Origin of the sequence: Lentzea sp. NBRC 105346 (assembly GCF_030269605.1) — a bacterium.
Classification (GTDB): Bacteria; Actinomycetota; Actinomycetes; order Mycobacteriales; family Pseudonocardiaceae; genus Lentzea.
Genome location: NZ_BSTQ01000005.1, coordinates 191,347 through 216,530, shown reverse-complemented (window position 1 = coordinate 216,530; position 25,184 = coordinate 191,347). Strand labels below are relative to the sequence as shown.

The following is a 25,184-nucleotide window of genomic DNA, read 5'->3' as shown; positions in this document are numbered from 1 at the left end:
CAAGAGGGAGAGGCCGCGGTGGCGTTGAGATCGACGGCGGTTCCCCCCTTGGTCCGTACCGCTCTCTCACCGGCAAGGACCACTCTGCCGGACGCTGCTCACAAACCGCTCACAATTCCGGCTGACTCTTGGGCCTGCGACTGTTTGGGAGTTCGGTACTGCCGAATGCCCTGACCACATGAGGTCTGGTGACAGTCGTCGGCTACCACGGAACTGGCCAATGGACTCAACCTCGCCGCACCGCGACGCCCTCACGGTGACGCGCCGCTGGGCCCGCAGCGTCCAGCTGCGGGCCCAGCGGCGTGCGGTACCCCCAGATCGCCGGTTCCGCCGCGGCCAAGAGGGAGAGACCGCAGTGGACCGAGACCGGTTGACGTCCCCCCAGATCGTCATCCGTTCTCGCCGGCAACTCGTACCCTGCCGGACGCCGCTCACAGACCGCTCACACCGCAATGACATGCCTCTAAACTCCTCGATCAGCGTCTCTTGGGGGTGTCGGTGCGCGCCGAGTTCCGGGTATTAGGACCACTCGAGGTCCGCCTCGACGGCCGCTCGGTGCCCGTTCCCGCAGGACAGGCCCGTGTCGTGCTGGCGACGTTGTTGTTGCGGGCGAACCGGTTGGTGTCGGTCGACGAACTGATCGACCGCTTGTGGGACGGCTCGCCACCGAACCCTGACCGCGCCAAGACCACGTTGCAGATGGTCGTGACCCGGCTGCGTCAGGCTCTGGGCGAGGCGAACTGCGTCCGCACCGTGACCGGTGGCTACCTTGCGGAGGTCACGTCCGACCAGCTCGATTTGCTGAGGTTCCGCGAATCGGGCGACGTGGCGTTGTGGGCTGGCCCTCCACTGGGCAACGTGTCGTCGGAGTTGCTGCACCGCGACGACGTGCCACCGTTGCTGGAAGAGCGACTGGTGGCGCTGGGCAACCGTGTCGACGCCGATCTGGAGCGTGGTCTCGCAGGTGAGCTCGTGCCCGAACTGCGTGCCCTGACGAAGGAACACCCGCTGCGCGAGGGTTTCTGGCGCCAGCTGATGCTCGCGCTTTACCGGTCCGGCCAGCAGGCCGACGCGTTGGCCGCATACCGGCGGATCAGTGATCACCTCGCCGATGAGTTGGGAGTGGACCCCGGACCGGGGTTGCGCGAACTGCACCAGCGGATCCTCACCGCCGATGAGTCGCTGCTCGCCGCTGAAAGACACGTTCCCTCTGCCGCGAGCACGGTTCCCCGGCAGCTGCCTCCCGCGATCGCGACGTTTGTCGGTCGTGACGACGACTTGCGCTGTCTCGATGAGAGTCCCGCGCAGGTGGTCGTGATCTCGGGATCCGGTGGGGTCGGCAAGACCGCACTGGCGGTGCACTGGGCCCATCGCATCCGCGACCGCTTCCCTGACGGCCAGATCTTCGTCAATCTCCGCGGCCAGGATCCCAGGCAGGCGCTGACGGCGACCGAGGTGCTGGCCAGAGTCCTGCATGGACTCGGTGTCGGCGCAGCCGATGTACCCATGCAACTTGACGAGCAGATCGCGATGTACCGCTCGCTGATCGCCGAGCGGGCCGTCCTGCTGGTGCTGGACAACGCGGCGGGGCCAGAACAGGTCCGACCGCTGGTGCCCAGTTCATCGGAGTCGCGGCTGCTGGTGACGAGCCGTGGCGACCTGCGCGGTCTCCTCGTGCTGAACGACGCGCAGCTGGTGCCGTTGACGACGTTGGGGCCGGACGACGCTGTCGGCATCCTGGTCCGCATCCTCGGTCACGAGCGGGTGGCGGCGGAGCGGGACGCCGCACGGGAGCTTGTCCGTCTCTGCGCCGGACTGCCGCTCGCGCTGCGGATCGCAGTCGCGGATCTCGCGATGCGTCCCGGCACCGCCATCGCGGACAAGGTGGCCGCACTGAGCACGGGTGATCGGCTGTCGGAGCTCGCAGTGCCGGGAGATCCCGAGGCAGCGGTGGCGGTCGTGTTCGCCCAGAGCTACACCGTGCTCGCCGAGGACTGCCAGCTCGTCTTCCGGCGAGTGGGTCTGTCGCCGGGCGCGGACTTCACCGCTTTCGACGCGGCAGTCCTTTCCGGACTGCCTGCCGACCGCACCCAGGAAGTTCTCGATCTTCTGGTTGGTGCGCACCTCGTCGAACGGGTCGCTGACACGCGGTTCGCGCTGCACGACCTGCTGCGGATCTACGCCAACGACACATGCACACAGGAGGACTCCGAGGAGGAGCGCGACGCCGCGATCGACAGGCTGTGCGACTGGTACCTGCGCATGACCGATGATGCGGTCCGGATTCTCTATGCCGATCAGCTACGCCTACCGGTGACACCTGGTCCCGCACTATTGCCCGGCCGCGTGCCACGCGAGCCGGGTGAGGCGTTCTCCTGGCTGCACGCCGAGCACGTCAACCTGGTCTCCGCGGTCACGGCTGCCGCCAACGACGGCGGCCACCGCTTCGCGAGCCAGCTGGGCAGCCTGCTGCACCCGTTCTACTTCCATATTCGCGACAACATTCGCTGGTCGTCGTTGTGCGAGGTGCGGATGCGCGCTGCCGAGGCGTGGGGCGATCCCGCCGCACTCGTGGCCGCGTGGAACTCGATGTGCGTCTACCACTACTGGCGGGGGGACTACGCAGAGGCCGAGAGCGCGGCAACGAAGGTCCTCGAACTGTGCGCTGCTGTTGAGGACCGGCGGTGGGAGGCGCAGACGCTGAACAACCTCGCAGCCATCGTCCAGGTGCGAGGCGCACTTGACCTCGCGCTTGCGTACTTCCACAAGGCGTTGGCCGTCAACGAGGAGATCGGCTCGGTTGTCGGCCGCGCGAAGGTGCTGCACAACCTGGCAACCCTCGCCTGGGACTCGGGGGAATTGCGCGACGCGTTGGCCAAGCTCAAGGAGGCGACCGCGTTGCACAACAGCGGCGGCTTCCTCGAGGCGGAGTCCTTCGACCACATGAGCCTTTCAGCCGTCCACCTGGAGCTGGGTGATTTCGACGCCGCCGTGCGCCACTACGAGCTGTACGCCGACATCCAGCACCGAATGGGGAGTGCCCGCCTGGATCCGACCGCCGTGTCGAACTTGATCTGGGTGAAGCTGCATCGTGGTCAACTGGACGAGGCGTATGACGCCGCGTTGGACGCGTTGGTAGAGGCACAGGCGACGTTGGGGCGGGTGGAGGAATGCGTCTGCTGGGACATGCTGGCCGAGATCGCGAGCGCGACGGGGGAGTACCAGGATGCGCTCGACCGAAGCTTGATCGACCTCGAGCTGAGCAGTGAGCAGGCGTACGCGCGAGGTCAGGTGCGAGCAATGTTGCAACTCGCTCGGGCACATCGGAACCTGGGAGATCTCCACAACGCGCGTCGGTGCTTGGCTGAGGCGCGGGTGCTGATCGAGCGGGACGGCCAGCGTCTCCGCGAAGGTCAGGAGTTGACCGAGCGCGCGCAACTTCACCTCGCCGATGGCTCCATCGACGAAGCATTGCGATGTGCGCTGGATGCGGTCGAAACGCACCAGCGCACCGGGCAGCGGTACCGCGAGGCGATGTCCCTGGTGGTTCTCGCCGAGGTCAGACGTGCTGCTGGTGATCCAGAGCTCGCGCACGAGTGCGAGAAGCAGGCCGCCGAGTTGTTCGCCGCGTGTGGGGTGGCGGTGCGTGAGCCCGATCGACCCACGTGACGGGGGCGGATGGGGTATGCATGTGCTGCCTTGAACGAGGGGAAGGTGCATGAGCCTGCACGTCGCGGTCGACTTCGGCACGTCGAGCACCTGTGTCGCGATCTCCGTGCACGGCCGCGAACCGCAGGTCGTGGTCTTCGACGGCCAGCCGCTGGTGCCGTCGGCCGTCTTCGCCGCCGCCGACGGCACGCTGTTCGTCGGGCAGGAGGCCGAACGGCAGGCCGCGGTCGATCCCGCGCGGTACGAGCCGCACCCGAAGCGCCGGATCGACGAGGGTGAGCTGCTCCTCGGCAGCACTGTGCTCCCGGTGATCGACGTTGTCCGGGCGGTCTTGACTCGCGCGGTCGGCGAGGCGCGGCGTGTGGCCGGCGGTATGCCCGTCGATGTTCTTGTACTGACCCACCCCGCGGATTGGGGCACGGTACGCACCCGCGTCCTGCTCCAGGCTGCGCAGGGGCTCGGCCGCGAGATCGTGCTCGTGCCCGAACCGGTAGCCGCGGCGGTGTTCCACTCGGCGAGTCACGCGCTCGGTGACGGCGCGACCCTCGCGGTGCTGGACCTCGGTGGCGGCACGGTCGACGCGAGTGTCGTCGCACGGCAGGGCCCGCGGTTCCGCGTGCTCGCGGCGAAGGGCGACCCGAGCTTCGGTGGAGCCGACATCGACCAGGCGTTGCTGCAGCACGTCGGCGCGATGGTGTCCACGCAGGACGCTGAGGGATGGCGGCAGCTCGTCGAGGGCCGCGAGATGGCCGATCGCCGGAAACGCCGGGTGCTGCGACAGGACGTGCGGGGCGCCAAAGAAACGTTGTCACGGCACTCGTACACCGATGTGCCGATGCCGCCGCCGTTCCCGGACGCGCACGTGACGCGGACCGACCTCGAGAAGCTGATCACCGCGCCGCTGAACCGGGCCGTGGCGCTCGTCACAGCATCCGTGCGGGACGCCGGAATCGATCCCCGGCAGCTGGCCGGCGTGTTCCTCGTCGGCGGCTCCAGCCGAATCCCGCTGGTGGCTCGCCTGGTGCACGAACAGGTGGGCGTGCTGCCGACGAGCATCGACCAGCCGGAGACGGTCGTCGCGCGTGGTGCGTTGCGGGCGGTCAGTCTCGATCCGATGCGAACCGGGTCCTTGCCGCCGCAGCCACCGCCCAGCTCGGACACCACCCGGAAGATCACCAAGCGGATCACGGCTCCGCCGGTCGCGCACTTCCCGCAGGTACCGCCACCGCCGGTACGGACCAAGACCCGCACACCGCTGTACCTGATCATCGGACTCGTGGTCGTGCTGGCGGGCAGCGGGGCTGCCGCGTATTTCCTCACGCGGGACAAGGGGAAGCCGATCTCGCAGTACGACTACAGCTTCCGCATGCCGGAGGACTGGGAGCAGACCGGCGGTGAGGTGCCCACCCGCCGGGTGCTTTTGCAACCGGTCAAGCGAGATTCCGATACCGACCGCATTGCTGTGCAAGAGCAAAAGTTGACGTACAACAGTTCGAATGATCGGGCACGGGCCGTTCGCGAACTCAAAGAGGGGTACGACAAGAGCGACCAGGTTTCGGATTTCGACGACAAGTCGACATTCGTGGGTAAGGATGTCGTGTACTTCCGCGAACGCGTCGGCTCCGCGACCGTCGACTGGTACGTGTTGCTTCAGGGAACGGCACAGGTCAGTGTGGGTTGCCAGGCAGGTGAGTCGGGCAAGGAGCGCGTACGTTTCGCCTGTGAGCAAATAGTCCGCACAATGAAGGTGACCGGGTAAAGCGATGTCCGCCTCTGATGCAATCGCCGAGTTCCGCGCTTCTGTGGGCGCGGCCGTGACCAGGGCCGGCCGGGCCGCCGACGAGGCCGGGGCCTGCAACGGGGCACTCCGTCAGCGCACCCGAGAACTCGCCGAACGGGCCAAGAGCAGGCAAGTTGGCGCCGGCCAGCACACTGCGACGCCATCGGACCTGCGGGATACGGCCACCGGGTTCCGCGCCGATCGGGGTCTGCCCGTCGAACGGCTTCCGGAGGCGGCCGATTTGCTAAAGCCACCGGCGGTGGTTTCGGAACCGATCGAGGAACCGGCCACTCTCGGTTCGACCGCGGTCGCCGGTCCGAGTGGTCAGCTTCCCCGTGTGAGTGACGATGACGAGGACTTTTCGCAGTCGCGAATCCTCTACTGAGTGTTCTCGTCACCCGTCGCCGTTTACTAGAGCAACTACTTGGAACGAAGTCGCGACAGGACGGAACCGATGTGGGAGTGTCCTCGTCGGAAGAGGCGTACGAACCAAGCGGGTACGACCTGACGCACGATTGAAGGGGGACTCTCCCAATGGCTGATGGCTTTAACGCGACTCCGGAAGAGCTGGACCAGCTCTGCACCGACATTCGCAACGTGAACGACGAGACCCAGGGCGTCCTGAACAATGTGCGCGGCACGGTGGACACGCTTGCCAGCGCGTGGGCCGGCTCCGCGGCCACGGCGTTCGCCACGCTGATGGAGCGCTTCAACACCGACGCCGCGAAGCTGCAGGAGGCGCTCCTCACGATCGCCGACGGCATCTCCGGCACCTCGTCGACGATGAAGCAGCAGGAAGAGGAGCACGGCCAGTCGATGAACACGATCCTGGGCCGCCTCGGCTGATTCTGCGACCCGATCCAGTTCTTTCGGCATACAGACTTCTGACATAAGGGGAGAAAACCAATGAGCGGTGAAATCAAGGTCGGGTTCGGCGCGCTCGCCAGCGCCTCCAGTGACATCAACAGCGCGGCCAGCACGATCGAGCAGCAGCTGGGCGACATCCGGGGCCGGGTCGCCAAGGTCCTTGCCAACTACACCGGTGCCAGCGCCGACGCGTACCAGGCGGCGCAGCAGAAGTGGGACCAGGCGGCGGACGACCTGCAGCAGGTTCTCGCGTCGATCGGTATGGCCGTGGGCCAGGCGGGCGAGGCCTACCAGCAGGCCGAGCGTCAGAACGAGGGCCGCTGGGGCTGATCCACCCCGTCGGCATAGCACGACTTTCGCGAGCCCCGGAACCACGTGGTCCGGGGCTCGCGTGTGTCTGAGGGGGGCCGTTTTGACCCGCCGATGACCCAACCGGTATCTTCTTACGTTGTTGTGCGGTAGCTGGCGCCCGTGTGCGCCGCGCTGTTCCGGTCCGTCACCAGGTCTGGGGCAAGCCGCCATGATGACCCCAGACGCAAGTGACGACGAGGTAGACCCGTGCGCACGTACAGCCCGAAGCCCGGTGAGGTGACCCGCACCTGGCACGTGATCGACGCCCAGGACGTGGTGCTCGGCCGGCTCGCCACCCAGGCCGCGACGCTGCTGCGCGGCAAGCACAAGCCGACCTACGCTCCGCACGTTGACACCGGTGACTTCGTCATCATCGTCAACGCGGACAAGGTCCTGCTGACTGGTAGCAAGCGCGACCAGGAGTTCGTGTACCGCCACTCCGGCTTCCCCGGTGGTCTGCGCAAGCAGTCCTTCGGCGAGGTGCTGGACACGCGTGCCGACCGCCTGGTCGAGAAGGCCGTCAAGGGCATGCTGCCCAAGAACCGCCTCGGCCGCGTGATCGGCTCGAAGCTGAAGGTCTACAGCGGCCCGAACCACCCGCACGCCGCGCAGCAGCCGCAGGCGTTCGAGATCAAGAAGATCGCCCAGTGAGCGACGAGTACACCGAGGAAGTTCCTGTGACCACCCCTGAGAACGAGACCCCTGAGGTCGAGGCCGAGGTCGTCGAGGCTCCCGAGGCCGAGGTTGCGGCTGACGAGGCCGTTGCCGAGGTCGAGGTCGAGGCTCCCGCCGTGGTCCGTCCTTCCCTGAACGGTGCCGCTCACCTGGCGCAGACCGTCGGCCGCCGCAAGGAAGCCGTCGTCCGCGTGCGCCTCGTGCCGGGCACCGGCAAGTTCACGCTGAACGGCAAGAGCCTCGAGGCGTACTTCCCGAACAAGGTGCACCAGCAGCTCATCAAGGAGCCGCTCGTCACCACCGAGAAGCCCGAGACCTTCGACGTAATCGCGAACCTGCGTGGCGGCGGCATCACCGGCCAGGCCGGTGCGCTGCGTCTCGCCATCGCGCGTGCGCTGATCGCCGTTGACTCCGAGGACCGCCCGGCGCTGAAGAAGGCCGGCTTCCTCACTCGCGACCCGCGGGTCAAGGAGCGCAAGAAGTACGGTCTGAAGAAGGCCCGCAAGGCGCCTCAGTACTCCAAGCGCTGACCCGTATCCCGGGAAGCCAAGTCACACCTGCGGGAGCAGCCAGTTCTTCACCGAACTGCTGCTCCCGCAGTCTTTTCTCCCCCTCCCCACGGCTGTCCACTTCGGAGGATCAATGGCCCGCCTGTTCGGCACCGACGGTGTGCGCGGTCTCGCGAACGGAGACCTCACCCCGGAACTCGCTCTGTCCGTCGCCGCCGCAGCGGCAAGGGTGCTCGCCGAGCACGACCGCACACACCGCCCCGTCGCGGTCGTCGGCCGTGACCCGCGGGCGAGCAGCGAGATGCTGGACGCGGCGGTCACCGCTGGTCTGACGAGTGCCGGCGCCGACGTGCTGCGCGTGGGTGCACTGCCGACGCCCGCTGTCGCGTACCTCATCGCCGCGCTGAACGCCGACTTCGGCGTGATGATCTCCGCATCGCACAACCCCATGCCGGACAACGGGGTCAAGCTCTTCGCCGCCGGTGGCCACAAGCTGCCGGACGAGATCGAGGACGAGATCGAGCAGAAGATGGAGAGCGGCTTCGAGCGCCCGACCGGCGCGAGCATCGGCCGTGTGCGCGAGATCACCGACGCCGAGACCCAGTACGTCGAGCACCTGCTCAAGGTGACGCCGCACCGCCTCGACGGCCTCAAGGTCGTCGTCGACTGCGCCAACGGTGCCGCCTCCGTCGCCGCGCCGGACGCCTACCGCCGCGCGGGTGCCGAAGTGATTGCGATCAACGCGAACCCGGACGGCCTGAACATCAACGACGGCTGCGGCTCGACCCACCTCGACGTGATCAAGGCCGCGGTGCGCGAGCACAAAGCGGACCTGGGCATCGCGCACGACGGCGACGCCGACCGCTGCCTTGCCGTGGACGCCGACGGCAACGAGATCGACGGCGACCAGATCATGGCGGTCCTCGCGATCGCGATGCGCGACTCGGGCGAGCTGTACGAGGACACCCTCGTCGCCACCGTGATGAGCAACCTCGGCCTGCACATCGCGATGAAGGAAGCCGGCATCAAGCTGCGCACCACCGCGGTCGGCGACCGCTACGTGCTGCAGGACCTCAAGGCGGGCGGTTACTCGCTCGGCGGCGAGCAGTCCGGCCACGTCGTGCTGCCCGCTCACGCCACCACGGGCGACGGCCTGCTCACCGCGTTGCGCCTGATGGCGCGCATGGCGGAGACCGGCAAGTCGCTCGCCGAGCTGGCCGGGGTCATGCGCCGCCTGCCGCAGGTGCTGATCAACGTCAAGGTCACCGACAAGGCCGCGGTCGCCAAGGCGCAGTCGGTCAGCGAGGCCGTCGCCGCCGTCGAGGCCGAGCTCGGCGACACCGGTCGCGTGCTGCTGCGCCCGTCGGGCACCGAGCAGCTGGTGCGCGTGATGGTCGAGGCGACGAGCCACGAACAGGCGGAGTCCGCTGCGCAGCGCCTGGCGGGTGTGGTTTCCTCGGTTCACTGAAGATCGGGGAGTCATGGCCGCGTTGACGTTGCTGTTGTTGCTGGTCCTGCTGTTCGGCGGTGCGGTCGTGGCGATCATCGCCGTGACCGCGAGCAAGAAGAGGCGCAGCGGGTATCCGTACCCGCCCCAGCAGTACGGCTACCCGCAGCAACAGCCATATCCGCAACAGCAGGCGTACCCGCCGCAGCAGGGGCATCCTGGACAGCAGCCCCCATCGCAGTGGTGATCGTTCACTAAGGCAACCGACCTGCCGAAGCCCAGGCCGCCCGGCGGGCGGAAGTGGCACTCTTTGGCGGAACCCGATACGGCCGTATTGCGTCACATCGGGGACTAGGGGAGGCGAGGAATGGCTGCTGGTTTCGGCGTAGCCGCCGGCGATCTGACGAAGGTCGCCGGACAGTACGAGTCACACGGCGCGGACATCATCACGTTGAAGACGTCCTTGACCCCCGGCGTGGGAGCCGGGCAGGTCGGACGGCACTTCCACGGCACCGAGGGCAAGTACAAGTCCTACTTCGACCGGCTGCAGGCGAGCGTCGAGACATACGGCAAAGAGGCGAACAACATCGCCACCCGTCTCAAGGACGTCGCGAAGTCGTACGAGCAGAACGAGGCCAACACCTCGGCACAGTTCAAGGGATAAGCCGTGGCCGACCAGAACGAGATCAAGAAGCTGCTCGACGACCCCAACGTCACCCCCGATACCAAGAAGCAGCTCGTCCGCGCGCTCGCCGGCGCGGGCGGCAGCGAAGAGGACGTCAACCGCTACGCGAAGGCGAACGGCGTCGAGGTGCCGGACGACCCCGGCTTCTGGAGTCATGCGGCCGGCATCGGGCTCGCGCCGGTGACGGGTGGCCTCAGCGAGGCCTACGTCATGGGCAAGGAGGCCAAGCACGGCGCCTGGACCATGGAGGGCGAGGACGCCGACAAGCTCGTCAAGAAGGCGGGCGAGGAGCGGGAGCTCGGCAGCACGCAGAAGGTCCTGAACGAGACCGGCGACTTCAAGACCTCCGACGAGCTGCTCGACGCGGGCGCGCCCGGCCTGCGCTTCTTCGAGAAGTTCATCCCGGTCTACCAGAAGGCCGCGCCGGTCTGCGGGCACAACGGCCAGGCGCCGGACCTCAAGGGCTACATCTACAAGAACTACGACGAGGTCCGCGAGATCGACTTCGGCAAGTTCCGCGAGGACGCCGACAAGATCCACAAGGCGACCGAGACGCTCGACAACCACGAGAACGAGATGACCCGCGCGTGGGGTCAGCTCGGTTCCTGGGAAGGTGACGCGGCCAACGCGGCCCGCGCGTACCACGACAAGTTCAACGGCGTGGCGAGCGGCTTCATCGCGGACACGGGCAAGGCGCCAGGCACCCTCACGGCTTTCGCGGGCGCGGCCCAGAAGAAGGTCAAGGAGTTCGCCCAGCACGTCCACGACCAGTACAACGAGAAGTGCGGTGGGCTGACGGTCGAGGAGGCCGAGAAGCAGATCCGCATCGCCCAGGGCAACATCAACGAGGGCGACTTCAGCTTCGGGGACTTCTTCTCCGGTATCTGGGACGTTCTCAAGGGCGAGGCCATCGGCATCGTGCTCGGCGGTCCGATCGGCGGCCTGATCGGGTCGTTCATGGGGTGGGCCAACCACGCCAAGAAGGTCCGCCAGCACCTGATGGACGAGGCCAAGCAGAAGCTGCAGGCCCTCTGCCAGGAGTTCGACTCCAAGAAGCAGGCGTTCGACGGCTACTGCAAGGCCGTGCAGGACGGCGTGAAGGCCGACTACGACACGATGTTCGCCGCGCTCGACGGCCAGATCAAGGACAAGCCGTTCGGCCAGGTCGGCGACCCGCCCCCGTTCCAGGGCGAGCAGGGCGGCAAGGACAAGGTCAAGAAGCCCCAGCCCGACGGTCCCGGCACGGGCGGTGGCGGTGGTGGTGGCGGCGGCCCGTCCGGTGGCGGTGGCGGCGGTGGCACGCCCGAGATCCCGAAGCCGGAGAACCCGCTCGACAAGGACGGCGACGGCAAGCCGGACGTACCCGGTGACACCGATGGCGACGGTAAGCCCGACGACCTCGACGGTGACGGCAAGCCGGACCAGCCGAAGCCGGAGAAGGAGCTCGAGACCGTCACGGTCAAGAGCGGCGACAACACCATCAAGCTCACGGAGCCCGACTCCAACGGGCACATGAAGATGACCATCGACACGCCCAAGGGCGAGCCGAAGACCTACGACCTCGACTTCAGCAAGAACCCCGAGGCCGCCAAGGCGTTGATGGGTCAGAACGGCACGCAGGCGATCGGCAACCTGGCGCAGAGCGTCCAGAGCTCGCAGGCTCCGGGTGCCCCGGCGCCGAACTCGCCGACCGCGCCCAGCGGGAACACTCCCGCCCCAGGCGGTGGCGGCGCGCCCGGCAGCCCCGGCAACCCGATCCCGGTCGAGGTCGGCGCCGACGGCAAGATCCACATCGAGCAGGACGGCGTCAACTTCACCGCCGAGGTCGACCCGAAGACCGGCGAGATCGACCTGACCATCGACAACGGCGACGGGTCGCCGGACCAGATCGGCGTCGAGTTCGGCGAGGACGAGAACCCGGCGGCGGCCGGCCAGGACGACGGCACCAAGCCGTCCGGTGGCGACCTGCCGCCGTTGCAGCCGGACACGGGTCTGCCGGACAACGCGTTCCCGGAGCCGATGCCGGAGGTCAGGCCGGACGAGGTCACCACGATGCCGGCCTTCGAAGAGCGGCCGGAGTTCACCACGATGCCCGCGCAGGCGGAGAACCCGTGGAGCCAGCCCGGCGACATGGGGAACGTCGGCGAGCGCGTGTTCGAGCAGGCGGGCCGCGGCTACATCGAGGACAACGGCATCATGCCGAGCTTCGGTGAGCCGAAGATCGCCGCGACCGACGGTCCGGTTCTCTCGACCGCGCACGACTCCACCGCGACTTCCGGCGTGTCGCTGGGCAGCGGCCACTCGGCCGGCGGCGACTCGGTGATCGGCGGCTCGCTCGGCGGGAACTCCTCGTCGGTCGGCGGGGACAGCGCGTGGAGCAGCCCGGAGGCCAACAAGGCGGACAGCGGCAGCCAGTTCGGCACCAACACGTCCGAAGCCGGTCAGGCGGGCAACGCGTCCCTGCCGTCCATGCAGGACGGTGCGCACGGCCAGCAGTCCGGCGGCCCAGGCATGGCGGGCGGCATGGGCGGCGGCGCGATGATGGGCGGCGGCATGATGGGCGGTGCCGGTGGTGGCGCCCACGGCGGTGGCCAGGGCGGCGGCGACACGGAGCGCGGCGCGAGCCAGTGGCGCACCACGGGTTCCCTGTTCGACGACGACAGCGCACTGAGCCGGGTCCAGGGTGTGCTCGGTGACGACAGTGGAGGCCGCTGATGGCGATCATCGAGACCGACCCGCGCGTGCAGGCGATGTTCGACGAGAACACCGTCGCCACGCGCCGGGCCAACACCGAGGTCTCCGAGACGTTGAAGGCCGATCAGGCCCGGCTCGCGGCCGATGCGAAGGAGCGCGAGGAGCGCTTCGCCACCGCCAAGGCCGAGCTGGCCGCAGAGGCTGAGGAGCTCGGGAAGAAGGGCGCGGAGCCTCGTAAGCCGCAGTGGGAGCACCGGGACCGGTCTGCGGGCGAGATGTCCTTCGGAATGGAGGAGGAAGACGAGCCGGTGCGGGCGACCCCGCCGCCTCCGCCTCCTGTCGCTCCGCCGGTGGCACCACCGGTCTCCCGGCCGGCACCGCGCCGGCCCGCGCCCCGGGACGACGACGATGACGACCTGAGCGGTCAGACCTGGCTTTCCTGAGCTGACCGGCGAATCCTGAGCGGGCCGCGCTGGTACGCCAGCGCGGCATGCTTGATGTCGTTGTCCAGCAACGCGTCGTAGGTGCGCTCACCCGTCAGGTGGCGCAGCAGGAACGCGGTGGTGAACGCCTTCGCCAGCGTCTGCGCGGCGCGTTCTCCCCGGCCGTCCAGCAGCAGTTCGCTCCAGTGCCTGCCCTCGGCGAACCCGAGGTGCGAGGCCTTGTCCAGCAGCCGCTGCTGCACGGGACCCGCCCACGCCTGCGCGATCGCCTCGGCGTGCGCGACGGGCGGCGCGATGCGGTCCTTGCCGGCGGCGAGGTGCAGACCGGGCACCGAGGTCCGGCGGGCGGCGTCCACTGCGGACGGATGCGTCTCCGATGCGGCCAAAGTCACAACGGCGCGCGCACGCTCCGAGTCTGCGGCGGCCAGCACGGCGGCGCCGCCACCCATGCCGTGACCCGCCAGCGCGAGCCGCTCGGGATCGACGCTGATCTCGCCGTCACCCAGCCGCACGCCGGTGCAAACGTCCAGCGTGGCGCCCAGGTTGGGGGCCAGCAGCCGGGCCGAGAGCAGCGGGCCGCCCTGCGTGGCGGGGGCGGCCGCGACGATGCCCCACGACGCCAGGTGCCGCAGCAGGCCGTGGTAGCGGTGGACGGGCTGGAGCCACGCGTGTCCGAACGCGACCGCGGGCAGGCCCAGACCCGCGCGCGGGGTGAAGACCACACCGGGCAGGCCGATCAGGGCGAGGTCGCCGCGCAGCACCTCGTGGACTCCGGGCCTGCTGAGCTGGTGGAAAGCCTCACGAGCGGTCAGTGCGAGCACACGGCGAGCCATGACTGAACCGTAGTCGATGCTGCGAGCCTCGCCACACTCCCGATTGGTCTACACCAAAACGCGCATTGACCTGGGCAAACACGATCAAGCCGTGCTTTCGGTTTCGCGGGATGGTCTAGCTACTCTGTCTCCCGTGTGCGGAATCGTGGGATACGTGGGACACCGGTCGGCGCTCGACGTCGTCCTCGACGGGCTGAGGCGCCTCGAGTACCGGGGGTACGACTCGGCGGGCGTGGCGGTCGTCGCCGACGGCGAGCTGGCCGTCGAGCGGAAGGCCGGGCGGCTGGCGAACCTGGAGGCCCTGCTCGACGAGGTCGGGCGGGACAACTTCAGCGGCACCCTCGGCATGGGCCACACGCGCTGGGCGACCCACGGCGCCCCGATCGACAAGAACTCGCACCCGCACCGCGACACGACCGGACGGGTCGCCGTGGTGCACAACGGCATCATCGAGAACTTCGCCGTGCTGCGTGCGGAGCTCGAGAAGAAGGGCGTCGAGATGACGTCCGACACCGACACCGAGACGGTCGCGCACCTGGTCGCCGAGGCCTACGGCGACGGTGACACGAAGGGTGACCTGCCTGCCAGCGTGCGCAAGATCGCCCGCCGGTTGGAGGGCGCCTTCACGATCGTCGTCACGCACGCCGACGAGCCGGAGCAGGTCGTCGCCGCCCGCCGCAACAGCCCGCTCGTCGTGGGCGTCGGCGAGGGCGAGCACTTCGTCGCCAGCGACGTGTCGGCGTTCATCGCGCACACCCGCGAGGCCGTCGAGCTCGGCCAGGACCAGATGGTCGTGATCACCCGCGAGTCCTACGAGGTCACGGACTTCCACGGCGAGCCCGCGCAGGCCAAGCCGTTCACGGTCAACTGGGACCTCAGTGCCGCCGAGAAGGGCGGCCACGAGTACTTCATGCTCAAGGAGATCGAGGAGCAGCCGGACGCGCTGGCGAACACGCTGCGCGGCCACTTCTCGAACGGCCGGATCGTCCTCGACGAGCAGCGCCTGTCCGACCAGGACCTGCGCGACGTGGACAAGGTCTTCGTCGTCGCCTGTGGTTCGGCCTACCACTCGGGTCTCGTCGCCAAGTACGCGATCGAGCACTGGACGCGCCTGCCGGTCGAGGTGGAGCTGGCCTCCGAGTTCCGCTACCGCGACCCGGTGCTCGACCGCGACACGCTCGTCGTCGCCGTCTCGCAGTCCGGTGAGACCGCGGACACCCTCGAGGCCGTGCGCCACGCGCGGTCGCAGAAGGCCCGTGTGCTCGCGGTGTGCAACACCAACGGCGCGCAGATCCCGCGTGAGTCGGACGCGGTGCTCTACACGCACGCCGGCCCGGAGATCGGTGTCGCGTCGACGAAGGCGTTCCTCGCCCAGATCGCGGCGAACTACCTCGTCGGCCTGGCCCTGGCGCAGGCGCGCGGCACGAAGTACCCGGACGAGGTCGCCCGCGAGTTCCACGAGCTGGAGGCCATGCCGGACGCCGTGCAGCGCGTGCTCGGTACGGTCGCGCAGGTGCGCGAGCTGGGCCGTTCGCTGGCGGACTCGAAGGCCGTGCTGTTCCTGGGCCGCCACGTGGGTTACCCGGTGGCGCTGGAGGGTGCGCTCAAGCTCAAGGAGCTCGCGTACATGCACGCCGAGGGCTTCGCGGCCGGTGAGCTCAAGCACGGCCCGATCGCGCTGATCGAGGAGGGCCTCCCGGTCGTCGTCGTGATGCCGTCGCCGAAGGGCCGCGCGGTGCTGCACTCCAAGCTGGTGTCGAACATCAGCGAGATCCAGGCCCGTGGCGCGCGCACCATCGTGATCGCCGAGGAGGGCGACGAGACGGTCCGTCCGTTCGCCGACCACCTCATCGAGGTGCCCGCGGTGCCGACCCTGCTGCAGCCGCTCATCTCGACCGTGCCGCTGCAGGTGCTCGCCGCCGAGATCGCGCGCAGCCGTGGCTACGACGTCGACAAGCCCCGCAACCTGGCGAAGTCCGTTACCGTCGAGTGAGTGCGAGGCGTCTGGAACACCGAACGCGTCAAGGCGGCTGAAGAAGAGCTCATGGCGGTCGTGCCGCCGGGCTCGCTGATGCGGCGCGCGGCGTTCGGTGTGGCCACGACGGCTCTTTCGCTCTTGCGCGGCAAGCGCCGCGTGACGCTGCTCGTCGGCGCGGGCAACAACGGTGGTGACGCCCTGTGGGCCGGGTACTTCCTGCGCCGGCGGGGCGTCGCCGTTTCCGCGGTGCTGCTGAACCCCGACAAGGCTCACGCCGAAGGGCTGGCGGCGTTCCGCCGCGCCGGTGGCCGGGTGACGTCGTCCGTCGGCTCGCCCGATCTGGTGATCGACGGCATCGTCGGCCTGTCGGCACGCGGGCCTCTGCGGCCCGCGGCGGCTGCGCTGGTTTCCTCGGTGACGGCCCCGATCCTGTCCGTGGACCTGCCGAGCGGCATCGACCCGGACACCGGTGCGGTCGACGGGCCTTTCGTGCGGGCGCACACCACGGTCACGTTCGGCTGCCTGAAACCGGTGCACGCGCTGGCTTCGTGTGGCGACGTCCGGCTCGTCGACATCGGACTGCGACCGTCCGATCCGGACTTCGTGGTGCTGGACCGGTCCGATGTCGCTTGGCCGGTACCGGGTCCTGCCGACGACAAGTACACGCAGGGCGTCACGGGTGTCGCCGCCGGCAGCGCTGTCTATCCGGGTGCGGCCGTGCTGGCGACGGGCGCCGCGGTGCTCGCCACGTCCGGCATGGTCCGGTACACGGGCCCCGCCGCCGACGCGATCCGGGCGCGGTGGCCCGAGACGATCTGCACGGGCTCCATCGGCGACGCCGGCCGCGTCCAGTCGTGGGTGGTCGGCCCCGGACTCGGCACCACGCATGCGTCTGCCGACGTGGTGCGGTTCGTGCTCGACGCGGGGGTGCCGGTGATCGCCGACGCGGACGCGATCACGTTGCTGGCGCAGGACTCTTCGTTGTGGGACGCGCGTGATCCCGGCACGCCGCTGGTGCTCACACCGCATGATCGGGAGTTCGAACGGCTCTGTGGACCGGTCGGCGTGGACCGGGTCGGGGCGGCGCGGAAGGCGGCGGAGCGGTTCAACGCCGTCGTGCTCCTAAAAGGACATCGGACCGTGGTCGCGGCTCCCGATGGCCGGGTGCTGGTGAATCCCGCCTCGTCGAGCTGGGCCGCGACGGCCGGGTCCGGGGACGTGCTGTCCGGGATCATCGGGGCGCTGCTGGCCGCGGGGGTGGATCCGTGGCTGGCGGCGGGATACGCGGCCCACGTGCACGTGCTGGCGGCGGAACTGGCGGCGCGCGGCGCCCCCGCCCCCGCCTCGGCCCTGATGACGTGCATCTCAGACGCCATCAGGACTGTCCGAGGCCTGTGACACCATGAGCGGGTTATGGCCCGTTCAGAAGCTGTCATTGACCTCGGCGCGCTGCGGCACAACGTCGCGTTGCTCGCCGGCATGGCGCCGCGCGCCGCGACGATGGCCATCGTCAAGGCCGACGCCTATGGGCATGGGGCCGTGCCCGTCGCGAAAGCCGCGCTCGAAGCGGGCGCCACCTGGCTGGGGGCCTGTTCGGCCGCCGAGGCCATCAAGCTGCGCGAGGCGGGCATCAACGCGCCGGTGCTGGCGTGGCTCAGCACACCCGACGAGGACATCGCCGCAGCCATCGCGGCGGACGTCGACGTGTCGGTGTCGTCGCTGAACGAGCTGCGCGTGATCGAGGAGGCGGCCGCGTTGACGGACAGCCGCCCGCGCCTGCACCTCAAGATCGACACCGGGCTGAGCCGCAACGGCTGTCAGCCCAAGGACTGGCCCGCGCTCGTCGAAGCGGCCAAGCGGCACGACGTGGTGGCGGTCTGGTCGCACCTGGCGTGCGCGGACGAGATCGGGCATCCGTCGATCGACCTGCAGGCCAAGCGGTTCGACGACGCGTACCACGTGGCGATCGAGCAGGGGCTCAAGCCCATGCGGCACATCGCGAACTCGGCGGCGCTGATCACGCGGCCCGACCTGCACTTCGACCTCGTGCGGCCGGGGATCGCGATCTACGGGCTGAACCCGGTGCCCACCGACATCGACCTGCGGCCCGTCATGACGTTCCGCAGCCAGGTGGCCCTCACGAAACGTATCCCGGCGGGCGAGTCCGTCTCCTACGGAATGACATGGACGGCACCGAACGACACGACCCTCGCCCTCGTACCCGCCGGGTATGCGGACGGTGTGCCGCGGGCACTCTCGGGGCGGATGGAGGTGCTCCTCGGCGGCAAGCGCCGCCCGGTGGTCGGACGTGTCTGCATGGACCAGATCGTCGTGGACTGCGGGGACGACGAGATTCGGGAGGGGGCGGAGGTCATCCTCTTCGGACCGGGGACGAAGGGGGAGCCGACCGCGAGGGAATGGGCAGATCTGACTGGCACGATCGACTACGAGATCGTCACCGGCATGTACCGGCCGAGGGTGCGGAGGACCTACACGTGAAGCCGGTGTGGAAGGCCGTCGGCTGGGCGTCCGGCGTGCTCGGTGCGGCGGTCGCGGGCGCGGCGGTCGCGCAGACGGCCAAGGTGCAGCACGAACGGCGGGCGCTCACGACCGTCGAGGAGTTAGGTCAGCTGCGGCCGGACCGGGAGTCCACGGTGGCCGCGGACGACGGCGTGCCGATCTCCGTCGAGGAGGTCGACCCCGCCGACGGCGGCGAGCCGGATCTGACCGTGGTGCTCGTGCACGGGTTCGCCCTCGACCGGCGTTGCTGGCACTTCCAGCGACGGGACTTCGCACACCTCGACGACCCGCGCGTGCACCAGGTCCTCTACGACCAGCGCAGCCACGGCCGGTCCGGTCGCTCCTCGATGGAGGCCAGCACGATCGAGCAGCTCGCGCACGACCTGGACGCGGTGATCCGCGCGGTCGTGCCGACCGGGCCGCTCGTGCTCGTCGGGCACTCCATGGGCGGCATGACGATCATGGCGCTGGCCGAGCAGCAGCCCGAGCTCTTCGAGAAACGCGTGCGCGGCGTCGCGCTCGTCGGCACGGCCGCGGGCGCGGTCGGCGGCGCCGGGCTGCCGAAGTCCGTGCTGTCGCGGTACAACCCCGTGACGCTCGGCATCGGCCGGCTCGCGGGCATCCAGCCGGGCGTCGTGGAATGGGCGCGTGGCAAGGCGAAAAGCCTTACGTGGGCTGGAATCCGCCGCCTTGCGTTCGGTGACCGGAAGGTGTCGCCCGCGCTCGTCGACCTGATGGAACAGATGATCAACAAGACCTCGGTGAAGGTGCTGACCGAGTTCTTGGAGACACTGGGCACGCACAACCGCTACAAGGCGCTGGCTGGTCTGCGGCACTGCGAGGTGCTGGTGATCAGCGGCGACGCGGACAAGCTGACGCCGTTCTCGCACGCCGAGCGCATGGCGGAGGAGATGCCGCACGGTGAGCTGGTGCGCGTGCCCGGCGCCGGGCACATGGTGATGATGGAACAGGCGGACCTGGTCACCGACCACCTGGTCGGGCTGATCGAACGGTGCGCCCGCGATCGCGGAGAGAGCCGGAAGAAGTGGTGGCGACGAGCGTGAAGACCGTGGAGCTCCCCCTGGTGGAGGACACGGAGGAGTTCGGCCGCAAGCTCGGCGGACTGGTGCGCGCAGGTGACCTGGTGCTGCTCGCCGGGCCGCTCGGCGCGGGCAAGACGGCCCTGGTGCGCGGCCTCGCCGCCGGGCTCGGTGTCGAGGGTCGGGTCAGCTCCCCGACGTTCGTGATCGCGCGCGTGCACGGGCCCGCGGCCGAGGGGCGGGGCATCCCGCTGGTGCACGTCGACGCGTACCGGCTCGGGGGTCACCTGGACGAGTTGGACGACCTCGACCTGGATACGGATCTGGTGGACGCCGTCGTGGCCGTCGAGTGGGGCGAGGGCGTGGCGGAACGCCTGTCGGAAGATCATTTGCTGATTCGGCTGGAGCGCCAAGCCGACGACGTTCGCACAGCTCAGCTGATCCCGCACGGCGAGTGGCGCCTGCGTGACCTGCCCGTGTGATGATCGTTGACGCATCGGGTGAAATCCATTTAGGACGGAGAGTAACCGGCCGATGACTCTCGCATGATCAAGAAGACTCTGCTCGCGACTGCAGTCATCGGTGGCGCCATGCTCGTGGCCGCCGCACCCGCGTCGGCCGGCGAGAACGGCGGCGGCGTCAGCATCCTGAACAACGCGTGTGCCGCGCCATGGCAGTGGAACGGCCCGTTCGAGGTGCTGACCGAGGGCAACGCGCCGGGTTACGCGGCCTGCAACGACAACACCGCGGGATCCGAGGACGCCGACATCAGCATCGCGAACAACTTCTGCGCGCTGCCGTGGCAGTGGAACGGCCCGCTGGAGCTCGGCACCATCGCCCACCAGCCGACCTACGTCGCCTGCAACGGCAACGCCGCGGGCTGAGCGATTCCGCTGACCACGCCCAGTTCGACGAGGTCCTGCGGACGCAGCCGCAGCTGATCCGCGAGGGCCGGCACATCGTCCCGCTTGAGGATCGACGCGGCCAGTTCCGGTGCGATCACGGAGAAGTAGGCGTTCGGTGAGATCCAGGTCCGGTCCGGCGCGGCGAGCGCGAGCGCCCCGCCGGACCCGCCCTCCCCGATGACCAGCGTCGTGATCGGCACCCGTGCCGCCGCGACCGTCGTGAACAGCTCCGCGATGGCCGCGCCGACACCTTCTCGTTCCGCCGCACGGTCGTTCGCCGCGCCGGGAGTGTCCACAAAGGTCAGAACCGGCAGATTCCTGCGTTCTGCGAGCCGGATCAGCCGCGCGGCCGCACGGAACCCGGCCGGTGTCGTGGCCGTTCCGTCCTGCGCGGCGTAGGCGATCGTTCGCCCGCCTCGCCTGCCGAGACCGCACAACACGCCGGCGTTGCGGCCCAACGGGAACCGCGTCTCGAAGTGGTCGTCGAGGTAAGCCTTGGCTCGCGGTCGCTCGGGTTTCCTGGCGTTCGTCACGGCCGTCCAGCCGCTGTCCGGCAGGGTGAGATCGCCCAAAGCCCTTGGTACCTCGGCGGGTTGGCTGCTCGACCCGGTGAGCAATGCCAGCAGTGCGGTGAGCCGATCCTCGAGTTCTCCTTGCGGCACAACGGCGTCGACCGTGCCCGCCGCGAACTGCCCTTCGGCGGTGTACTCGGGCCCGTCCTCCGGCCGCACCCGGCTGCCCGCGAACCCGACCTGCGCGCCGGGCACCGCCAGCACGACGTCCGCGCTCGCGCCGAGCGACGCCCACAACCCGCCGGTCGTCGGGTCGCGCAGCACCGAGACGCGAGGACCCCGCTGCCGCGCGCACAACGCGGCGATGCGCTGCAGCTGCCGCAGCGAGACCATGCCCTCCTGCATGCGGCTGCCGCCGGTCGCGATCAGCGACACGACGGGCAGGTCCCCGGCTTCGAGGAAGGCCTGTTCGAGCACGTCACCCGTGCCGCCGCCGACGGACCCGCCGAGGAACCGGAAGTCGAACTCGATCACCATCGCGTCGGTCTCGCCGAACCGGCGTCGCCCGTACGTGACCGACTCGGCGTGCCCGGTGTTCTTCCGCGCTCGCGCCAGCTGCTCGGGGTAGCCGGCCCAGCCGAGCGGGTCAGGTGCCGAGCGCACGCTTGAGCACCTTCCCCATCTCGTTGCGCGGCAAGGCTTCCACGAACCGCACCACGCGCGGCCGCTTGTGCGGCGACAGCAGCTTGGCGACGTGGTCGCTGAGCTCCTCGGGCTTCGGCGCGGCTCCCGCGGGGACCACCCAGGCGACGATCCGTTCGCCGAGGTCGTCGTCCGGTTCGCCGGTGACCGCGACCTCGGCGACGTCCGGGTGCTCCAGCAGCGCGTTCTCGATCTCGCCCGCGCCGATCTTGTAACCGCCGCTCTTGATCAGGTCGGTGGCGCGCCTGCCGACGATGCGCAGGTAGCCGTCGGCCTCGCGGACCGCCATGTCGCCGGTGCGGAACCAGCCGTCGCGGAACGCCTCCTTTGTCGCGTCGGGCCGGTTCAGGTACTCCAGGAACAGGTTCGGGCCACGCACCTCGATCTCGCCGATGGTGTCGAACCCGACCTCGGTGCCGGCCTCGTCGACCAGCCTGACCTGCACCCCGTCCAGCGGCAGCCCGACCGTGCCCGGCCTGCGGTCGCCGGACGCGCGCACGCTCACGTTCATCAGCGTCTCGCTCATGCCGTACCGCTCGACGACCCGCTGCCCGGTGGCCTTCGCGATGCGCTCGTGGTCCGTGGCCGGGAGTGCGGCGCTGCCGGAGACGAGGATTCGCGCACTGCCGAATGCCTTGGCCAGCTCCGGATCCTGCTCGACCTCGTCGGCGACCCGGTGGTACATCGTCGGAACGCCGAACATCATCGTCGCGCCGTGCGCGAGCTCGTGAGCCGCTCTCCGGACGTCGAACCTGACCAGGTGGCGCACGGTTCCGCCGCGGCGCAGCGGGCCGAGGATGCCGATGCCCAGGCCGTGCACGTGGAACAACGGCAGGCCGTGCACCAGCACGTCGTCGGCGGTCCACTCCCAGGCGGCGGCGAGCGCGTCCAGGTTCGACTTGAGCGCGCGGCGCGGGAGGACGACGCCCTTCGGTGGTCCGGTCGTGCCGCTCGTATAGATGATCAGCGCCGGCGTCTCGTCGTCCGGTTCGGGGAAGTCTTCGTGATCTTCGAACGAGAGCGCGGGCTCTGTGAGGATCTCGTCCGGCTGACTGTCGTTCAGGATGTGGTCGAGCTCGCGCTCGCCGATCTTGGGGTTGAGCGGGATGACCGCGACACCCGCTTTCAGTCCGGCCACCACCGCGACGCAGGTCTCGATCGTGTGCGTGGCCCAGACGGCGACCCGGCGCTTGCCCCTGAGCCTGGCCGCGAGCGTGCCCGCCGCTTCGTGCAGCTCGGCGTAGGTCAGGGACCTGTCGCCGAAACGAAGGGCTTCGCGGTCACTCGGTTCAGCCAGCATGGCCCCAACCTTGGCTCGTGGCCTCTAAGGCCGCATCAGGAGTGTGGTGTCAGACACTTTTGCGGGACCCGTACCCTTGACGACCGTGCTAGTGCTCGCGCTCGACACCGCCACGCCCGCTGTCACCGCCGGTGTGGTCGAACTGCTGCCCGACTCGACGACGTTGCTCGCCCAGCGGGTGACGGTCAACGCGAAGGCGCACGGCGAGCTGCTGACGCCGCACGTGCAGGACTCGCTGGCCGAGGCCGGCCGCACGTTCGCCGACGTCGACGCGATCGTGGTGGGCTCCGGACCCGGCCCGTTCACCGGCCTGCGGGTCGGCATGGCGACGGCCGGCGCGCTGGGCCAGGCGCTCAACCGACCGGTCTACCCGGTGTCGACGCTGGACGCGCTGGCCCTGGACGCCGCCACCGGTCACCCGCTGCTGGTCGCCACCGACGCGCGTCGCCGCGAGGTCTACTGGGCGGCCTACGACGCCCTCGGCCGCCGCGTCGACGGGCCGCACGTGGAACGCCCGGCCGACGTCGTCGCGAAGCTGGCCTCGTTGGGCGTGCGCGAAGCCGCTGGTGAGGGCGCCTCGATCTACGCCGAAGTGCTCGGCCTGACCATCGTCGACGTGCGGTACCCGTCGCCGGTCGGACTGGTCTCCGCGGCCTCCGCCGAGGTGCTGGCGCAGGCGCGCCCGGCCCCGTTGACGCCGCTCTACCTGCGCCGTCCCGACGCCGTCGAACCCGTCGGCCGCAAGCGGGTGACCAGGGCATGACCGCCCCGACCGTGACGATCGCCCCGCTGCGCACGCAAGACGTGGCGCGGTGCGCGGAGATCGAGCGGGAGCTGTTCCCCGGCGACGACCCGTGGAGCGAGAACGCGTTCCGCAGCGAGCTCGAGCAGGGCAACTTCTACGTCGGCGCGTACGTCGACGCCGAGCTGATCGGATACGCCGGACTGGCGTTGTCGCCCTACGAGGCGAGCGTGCACACGATCGCGGTCGTGTCGTCGTGGCAGGGCCGCGGTGTCGGCCGCATGCTGCTGCGCACGTTGCTGGAACAGGTCGACGCTGGCGGTGTGCCGGTCTACCTCGAAGTGCGCACCGACAACGTTTCGGCGATCAACCTCTATCTGGCGCATGGGTTCGAGCACCTCGGCCTGCGCCGCCGCTACTACCAGCCGTCGGGCGCCGACGCGTACACGATGGGAAGGCCCGCGAAAAGTGACTGACCGGCTCATCCTCGGAATCGAGAGCTCGTGCGACGAGACGGGCGTCGGCATCGTGCGGCTCGGCCCGGACGGCTCGCTCGAGCTGCTCGCCGACGAGGTCGCGTCCAGCGTCGAGGAGCACGCCCGCTTCGGCGGTGTGGTGCCCGAGGTCGCGTCCCGTGCGCACCTCGAGGCGATGACGCCCACGATGCGCCGTGCGTTGGACAAGGCCGGCGTCGAGCTGTCCGACGTGCACTCGATCGCCGTCACGGCCGGTCCGGGCCTCGCGGGCGCGCTGCTGGTCGGGGTCTCCGCCGCGAAGGCGTTCGCCGCCGCACTGGGCAAGCCGCTCTACGGCGTGAACCACCTGGCTGGGCACGTCGCCGCCGACACGTTGCAGCACGGGCACCTGCCCGAGCGCTGCCTGGCGTTGCTGGTGTCCGGCGGGCACTCGCAGCTGCTGCTGGTCGAGGGCGGCCTGGCGTCGTCGATCACCGAGATCGGGTCCACTGTCGACGATGCCGCCGGTGAGGCCTACGACAAGGTGGCGCGGCTGCTCGACCTGCCGTACCCCGGCGGTCCGCCGATCGACCGGCTGGCGAAGACCGGAAACGGCTGTGCGATCGCGTTCCCGCGTGGTCTGACGGGTCCGCGTGACGCCAAGTACGACTTCTCCTTCTCCGGCCTCAAGACCTCGGTGGCCCGGTGGGTCGAGCGGTGCGAGGCAGCTGGTGAGGAGGTGCCGCTGGCGGACGTCGCGGCCTCCTTCCAGGAGGCGGTCGCGGACGTGCTGACCATGAAGGCCCTGCGTGCCTGTAAGGATCTTCGCGTCGACACCCTGGTGATCTCCGGCGGTGTCGCGGCGAACTCCCGGTTGTCCGGTCTGGCGGCCGAGCGGTGTGCCGAAGCGGGCGTTGAGCTGCGCGTTCCTTCTCCCAGGTTGTGCACAGACAACGGTGCCATGATTGCGGCGCTGGGCGCTCACCTGGTGGCCGCGGGGGCCAAACCGTCCCCGATGGACCTCTCTACGACGCCCGGTCTGCCGGTGAACGTGGTGCAGATCCTGTAGGTGGTGGT

At 69.4% G+C, this 25,184-nt stretch carries 23 protein-coding genes; 20 read left to right on the top strand and 3 right to left on the bottom strand.

Annotation, left to right across the window (positions count from 1 at the left end):
- Nucleotides 1-498 precede the first annotated feature (498 nt).
- The 11 genes from QSK35_RS13085 to QSK35_RS13035 all read left to right on the top strand — a co-directional run bounded on the left by QSK35_RS13085 (nt 499) and on the right by QSK35_RS13035 (nt 13,120).
- The gene (locus tag QSK35_RS13085; protein ID WP_285745680.1) at nt 499-3,669 is read left to right on the top strand and encodes an AfsR/SARP family transcriptional regulator; all 3,171 of its coding nucleotides are present in this window, start codon (nt 499-501) and stop codon (nt 3,667-3,669) included.
- Between the two features lie 49 nt (nt 3,670-3,718).
- Nucleotides 3,719-5,428: a type VII secretion-associated protein gene (locus QSK35_RS13080; protein ID WP_285745679.1), complete on the top strand. Its 1,710-nt coding sequence runs from the start codon at nt 3,719-3,721 to the stop codon at nt 5,426-5,428.
- A gap of 555 nt (nt 5,429-5,983) precedes the next feature.
- Nucleotides 5,984-6,295: a WXG100 family type VII secretion target gene (locus QSK35_RS13075; RefSeq protein WP_285745677.1), complete on the top strand. Its 312-nt coding sequence runs from the start codon at nt 5,984-5,986 to the stop codon at nt 6,293-6,295.
- A gap of 60 nt (nt 6,296-6,355) precedes the next feature.
- A complete protein-coding gene (locus tag QSK35_RS13070; protein WP_285745675.1) occupies nt 6,356-6,646 on the top strand; it encodes a WXG100 family type VII secretion target in 291 nt (96 codons plus the stop codon).
- A 228-nt stretch (nt 6,647-6,874) separates the two neighbouring features.
- A complete protein-coding gene (gene rplM / locus QSK35_RS13065; protein ID WP_285745674.1) occupies nt 6,875-7,318 on the top strand; it encodes a 50S ribosomal protein L13 in 444 nt (147 codons plus the stop codon).
- A 26-nt stretch (nt 7,319-7,344) separates the two neighbouring features.
- A complete protein-coding gene (rpsI, locus tag QSK35_RS13060) occupies nt 7,345-7,872 on the top strand; it encodes a 30S ribosomal protein S9 (RefSeq protein WP_285745673.1) in 528 nt (175 codons plus the stop codon).
- 112 nt (nt 7,873-7,984) lie between these two features.
- Nucleotides 7,985-9,319, top strand: a complete 1,335-nt coding sequence (gene glmM / locus QSK35_RS13055; RefSeq protein ID WP_285745672.1) for a phosphoglucosamine mutase — start codon at nt 7,985-7,987, stop codon at nt 9,317-9,319.
- A 13-nt stretch (nt 9,320-9,332) separates the two neighbouring features.
- A complete protein-coding gene (locus QSK35_RS13050; RefSeq protein WP_285745670.1) occupies nt 9,333-9,545 on the top strand; it encodes a hypothetical protein in 213 nt (70 codons plus the stop codon).
- 120 nt (nt 9,546-9,665) lie between these two features.
- Complete coding sequence (locus QSK35_RS13045) at nt 9,666-9,962, top strand: hypothetical protein (protein WP_285745668.1); 297 nt, start codon at nt 9,666-9,668, stop codon at nt 9,960-9,962.
- Nucleotides 9,963-9,965: 3 nt separating this feature from the next.
- Nucleotides 9,966-12,698 carry a hypothetical protein gene (locus QSK35_RS13040; RefSeq protein ID WP_285745666.1) on the top strand — a complete coding sequence of 911 codons (2,733 nt, stop codon included), beginning with the start codon at nt 9,966-9,968 and terminating at the stop codon, nt 12,696-12,698.
- On the top strand, nt 12,698-13,120 hold the full coding sequence (locus QSK35_RS13035) for a hypothetical protein (protein ID WP_285745664.1): 423 nt from the start codon (nt 12,698-12,700) through the stop codon (nt 13,118-13,120). Before QSK35_RS13040 ends, QSK35_RS13035 begins: the two co-directional genes overlap by 1 nt.
- On the opposite strand, the gene QSK35_RS13030 is transcribed toward QSK35_RS13035, so the two are convergent.
- Nucleotides 13,102-13,953, bottom strand: coding sequence for a poly(ethylene terephthalate) hydrolase family protein (locus QSK35_RS13030; RefSeq protein WP_285745662.1), 852 nt, complete (start codon nt 13,951-13,953; stop codon nt 13,102-13,104). The genes QSK35_RS13035 and QSK35_RS13030 overlap by 19 nt on opposite strands.
- 133 nt (nt 13,954-14,086) lie before the next feature.
- Here QSK35_RS13030 and glmS point away from each other — a divergent pair, with 133 nt between their 5' ends.
- From glmS to QSK35_RS13000, 6 genes are all read left to right on the top strand, one after another.
- Nucleotides 14,087-15,946, top strand: a complete 1,860-nt coding sequence (gene glmS / locus QSK35_RS13025) for a glutamine--fructose-6-phosphate transaminase (isomerizing) (RefSeq protein ID WP_285745661.1) — start codon at nt 14,087-14,089, stop codon at nt 15,944-15,946.
- Nucleotides 15,947-17,329, top strand: a complete 1,383-nt coding sequence (locus QSK35_RS13020; protein ID WP_285745659.1) for an NAD(P)H-hydrate dehydratase — start codon at nt 15,947-15,949, stop codon at nt 17,327-17,329.
- Between the two features lie 15 nt (nt 17,330-17,344).
- Nucleotides 17,345-18,430: an alanine racemase gene (alr, locus tag QSK35_RS13015; protein WP_285745657.1), complete on the top strand. Its 1,086-nt coding sequence runs from the start codon at nt 17,345-17,347 to the stop codon at nt 18,428-18,430.
- On the top strand, nt 18,427-19,515 hold the full coding sequence (locus tag QSK35_RS13010; RefSeq protein WP_285745655.1) for an alpha/beta fold hydrolase: 1,089 nt from the start codon (nt 18,427-18,429) through the stop codon (nt 19,513-19,515). Before alr ends, QSK35_RS13010 begins: the two co-directional genes overlap by 4 nt.
- Complete coding sequence (gene tsaE / locus QSK35_RS13005; protein WP_285745653.1) at nt 19,512-19,973, top strand: tRNA (adenosine(37)-N6)-threonylcarbamoyltransferase complex ATPase subunit type 1 TsaE; 462 nt, start codon at nt 19,512-19,514, stop codon at nt 19,971-19,973. The genes QSK35_RS13010 and tsaE overlap by 4 nt, the downstream gene beginning before the upstream one ends.
- Before the next feature lie 63 nt (nt 19,974-20,036).
- A complete protein-coding gene (locus QSK35_RS13000; RefSeq protein ID WP_285745652.1) occupies nt 20,037-20,375 on the top strand; it encodes a hypothetical protein in 339 nt (112 codons plus the stop codon).
- On the opposite strand, the gene QSK35_RS12995 is transcribed toward QSK35_RS13000, so the two are convergent.
- Nucleotides 20,342-21,571 (bottom strand): carboxyl transferase domain-containing protein, encoded by a 1,230-nt coding sequence (locus tag QSK35_RS12995; protein WP_285745651.1) that lies wholly within the window; start codon nt 21,569-21,571, stop codon nt 20,342-20,344. The two genes, QSK35_RS13000 and QSK35_RS12995, sit on opposite strands and share 34 nt — an antisense overlap.
- Nucleotides 21,555-22,910 (bottom strand): acyl-CoA synthetase, encoded by a 1,356-nt coding sequence (locus tag QSK35_RS12990; protein WP_285745650.1) that lies wholly within the window; start codon nt 22,908-22,910, stop codon nt 21,555-21,557. The genes QSK35_RS12995 and QSK35_RS12990 overlap by 17 nt, the downstream gene beginning before the upstream one ends.
- Nucleotides 22,911-22,995: 85 nt before the next feature.
- On the opposite strand from QSK35_RS12990, the gene tsaB reads away from it, so the two are divergent.
- From tsaB to tsaD, 3 genes are read left to right on the top strand one after another with little or no spacing between them, the layout of a single operon-like run.
- Entirely contained in the window at nt 22,996-23,673 is a 678-nt protein-coding gene (gene tsaB, locus QSK35_RS12985; protein WP_285746115.1) for a tRNA (adenosine(37)-N6)-threonylcarbamoyltransferase complex dimerization subunit type 1 TsaB, read from the top strand.
- Nucleotides 23,670-24,128, top strand: coding sequence for a ribosomal protein S18-alanine N-acetyltransferase (rimI, locus tag QSK35_RS12980; protein ID WP_285745649.1), 459 nt, complete (start codon nt 23,670-23,672; stop codon nt 24,126-24,128). The genes tsaB and rimI overlap by 4 nt, the downstream gene beginning before the upstream one ends.
- On the top strand, nt 24,121-25,176 hold the full coding sequence (tsaD, locus tag QSK35_RS12975) for a tRNA (adenosine(37)-N6)-threonylcarbamoyltransferase complex transferase subunit TsaD (RefSeq protein WP_285745648.1): 1,056 nt from the start codon (nt 24,121-24,123) through the stop codon (nt 25,174-25,176). Before rimI ends, tsaD begins: the two co-directional genes overlap by 8 nt.
- Nucleotides 25,177-25,184: the final 8 nt, after the last annotated feature.

Excerpts from the sequence above, each read along its gene's own strand:
- QSK35_RS13045 (WP_285745668.1), top strand. The coding sequence starts at position 9,666 with ATGGCTGCTGGTTTCGGCGTAGCCGCCGGCGATCTGACGAAGGTCGCC.
- QSK35_RS13000 (WP_285745652.1), top strand. The coding sequence starts at position 20,037 with ATGATCAAGAAGACTCTGCTCGCGACTGCAGTCATCGGTGGCGCCATG.
- alr (WP_285745657.1), top strand. The coding sequence starts at position 17,345 with ATGGCCCGTTCAGAAGCTGTCATTGACCTCGGCGCGCTGCGGCACAAC.
- QSK35_RS13030 (WP_285745662.1), bottom strand. The coding sequence starts at position 13,953 with ATGGCTCGCCGTGTGCTCGCACTGACCGCTCGTGAGGCTTTCCACCAG.
- QSK35_RS13080 (WP_285745679.1), top strand. The coding sequence starts at position 3,719 with ATGAGCCTGCACGTCGCGGTCGACTTCGGCACGTCGAGCACCTGTGTC.
- rimI (WP_285745649.1), top strand. The coding sequence starts at position 23,670 with ATGACCGCCCCGACCGTGACGATCGCCCCGCTGCGCACGCAAGACGTG.
- QSK35_RS12990 (WP_285745650.1), bottom strand. The coding sequence starts at position 22,910 with ATGCTGGCTGAACCGAGTGACCGCGAAGCCCTTCGTTTCGGCGACAGG.
- QSK35_RS13050 (WP_285745670.1), top strand. The coding sequence starts at position 9,333 with ATGGCCGCGTTGACGTTGCTGTTGTTGCTGGTCCTGCTGTTCGGCGGT.
- QSK35_RS13075 (WP_285745677.1), top strand. The coding sequence starts at position 5,984 with ATGGCTGATGGCTTTAACGCGACTCCGGAAGAGCTGGACCAGCTCTGC.
- QSK35_RS13070 (WP_285745675.1), top strand. The coding sequence starts at position 6,356 with ATGAGCGGTGAAATCAAGGTCGGGTTCGGCGCGCTCGCCAGCGCCTCC.
- QSK35_RS13035 (WP_285745664.1), top strand. The coding sequence starts at position 12,698 with ATGGCGATCATCGAGACCGACCCGCGCGTGCAGGCGATGTTCGACGAG.
- glmM (WP_285745672.1), top strand. The coding sequence starts at position 7,985 with ATGGCCCGCCTGTTCGGCACCGACGGTGTGCGCGGTCTCGCGAACGGA.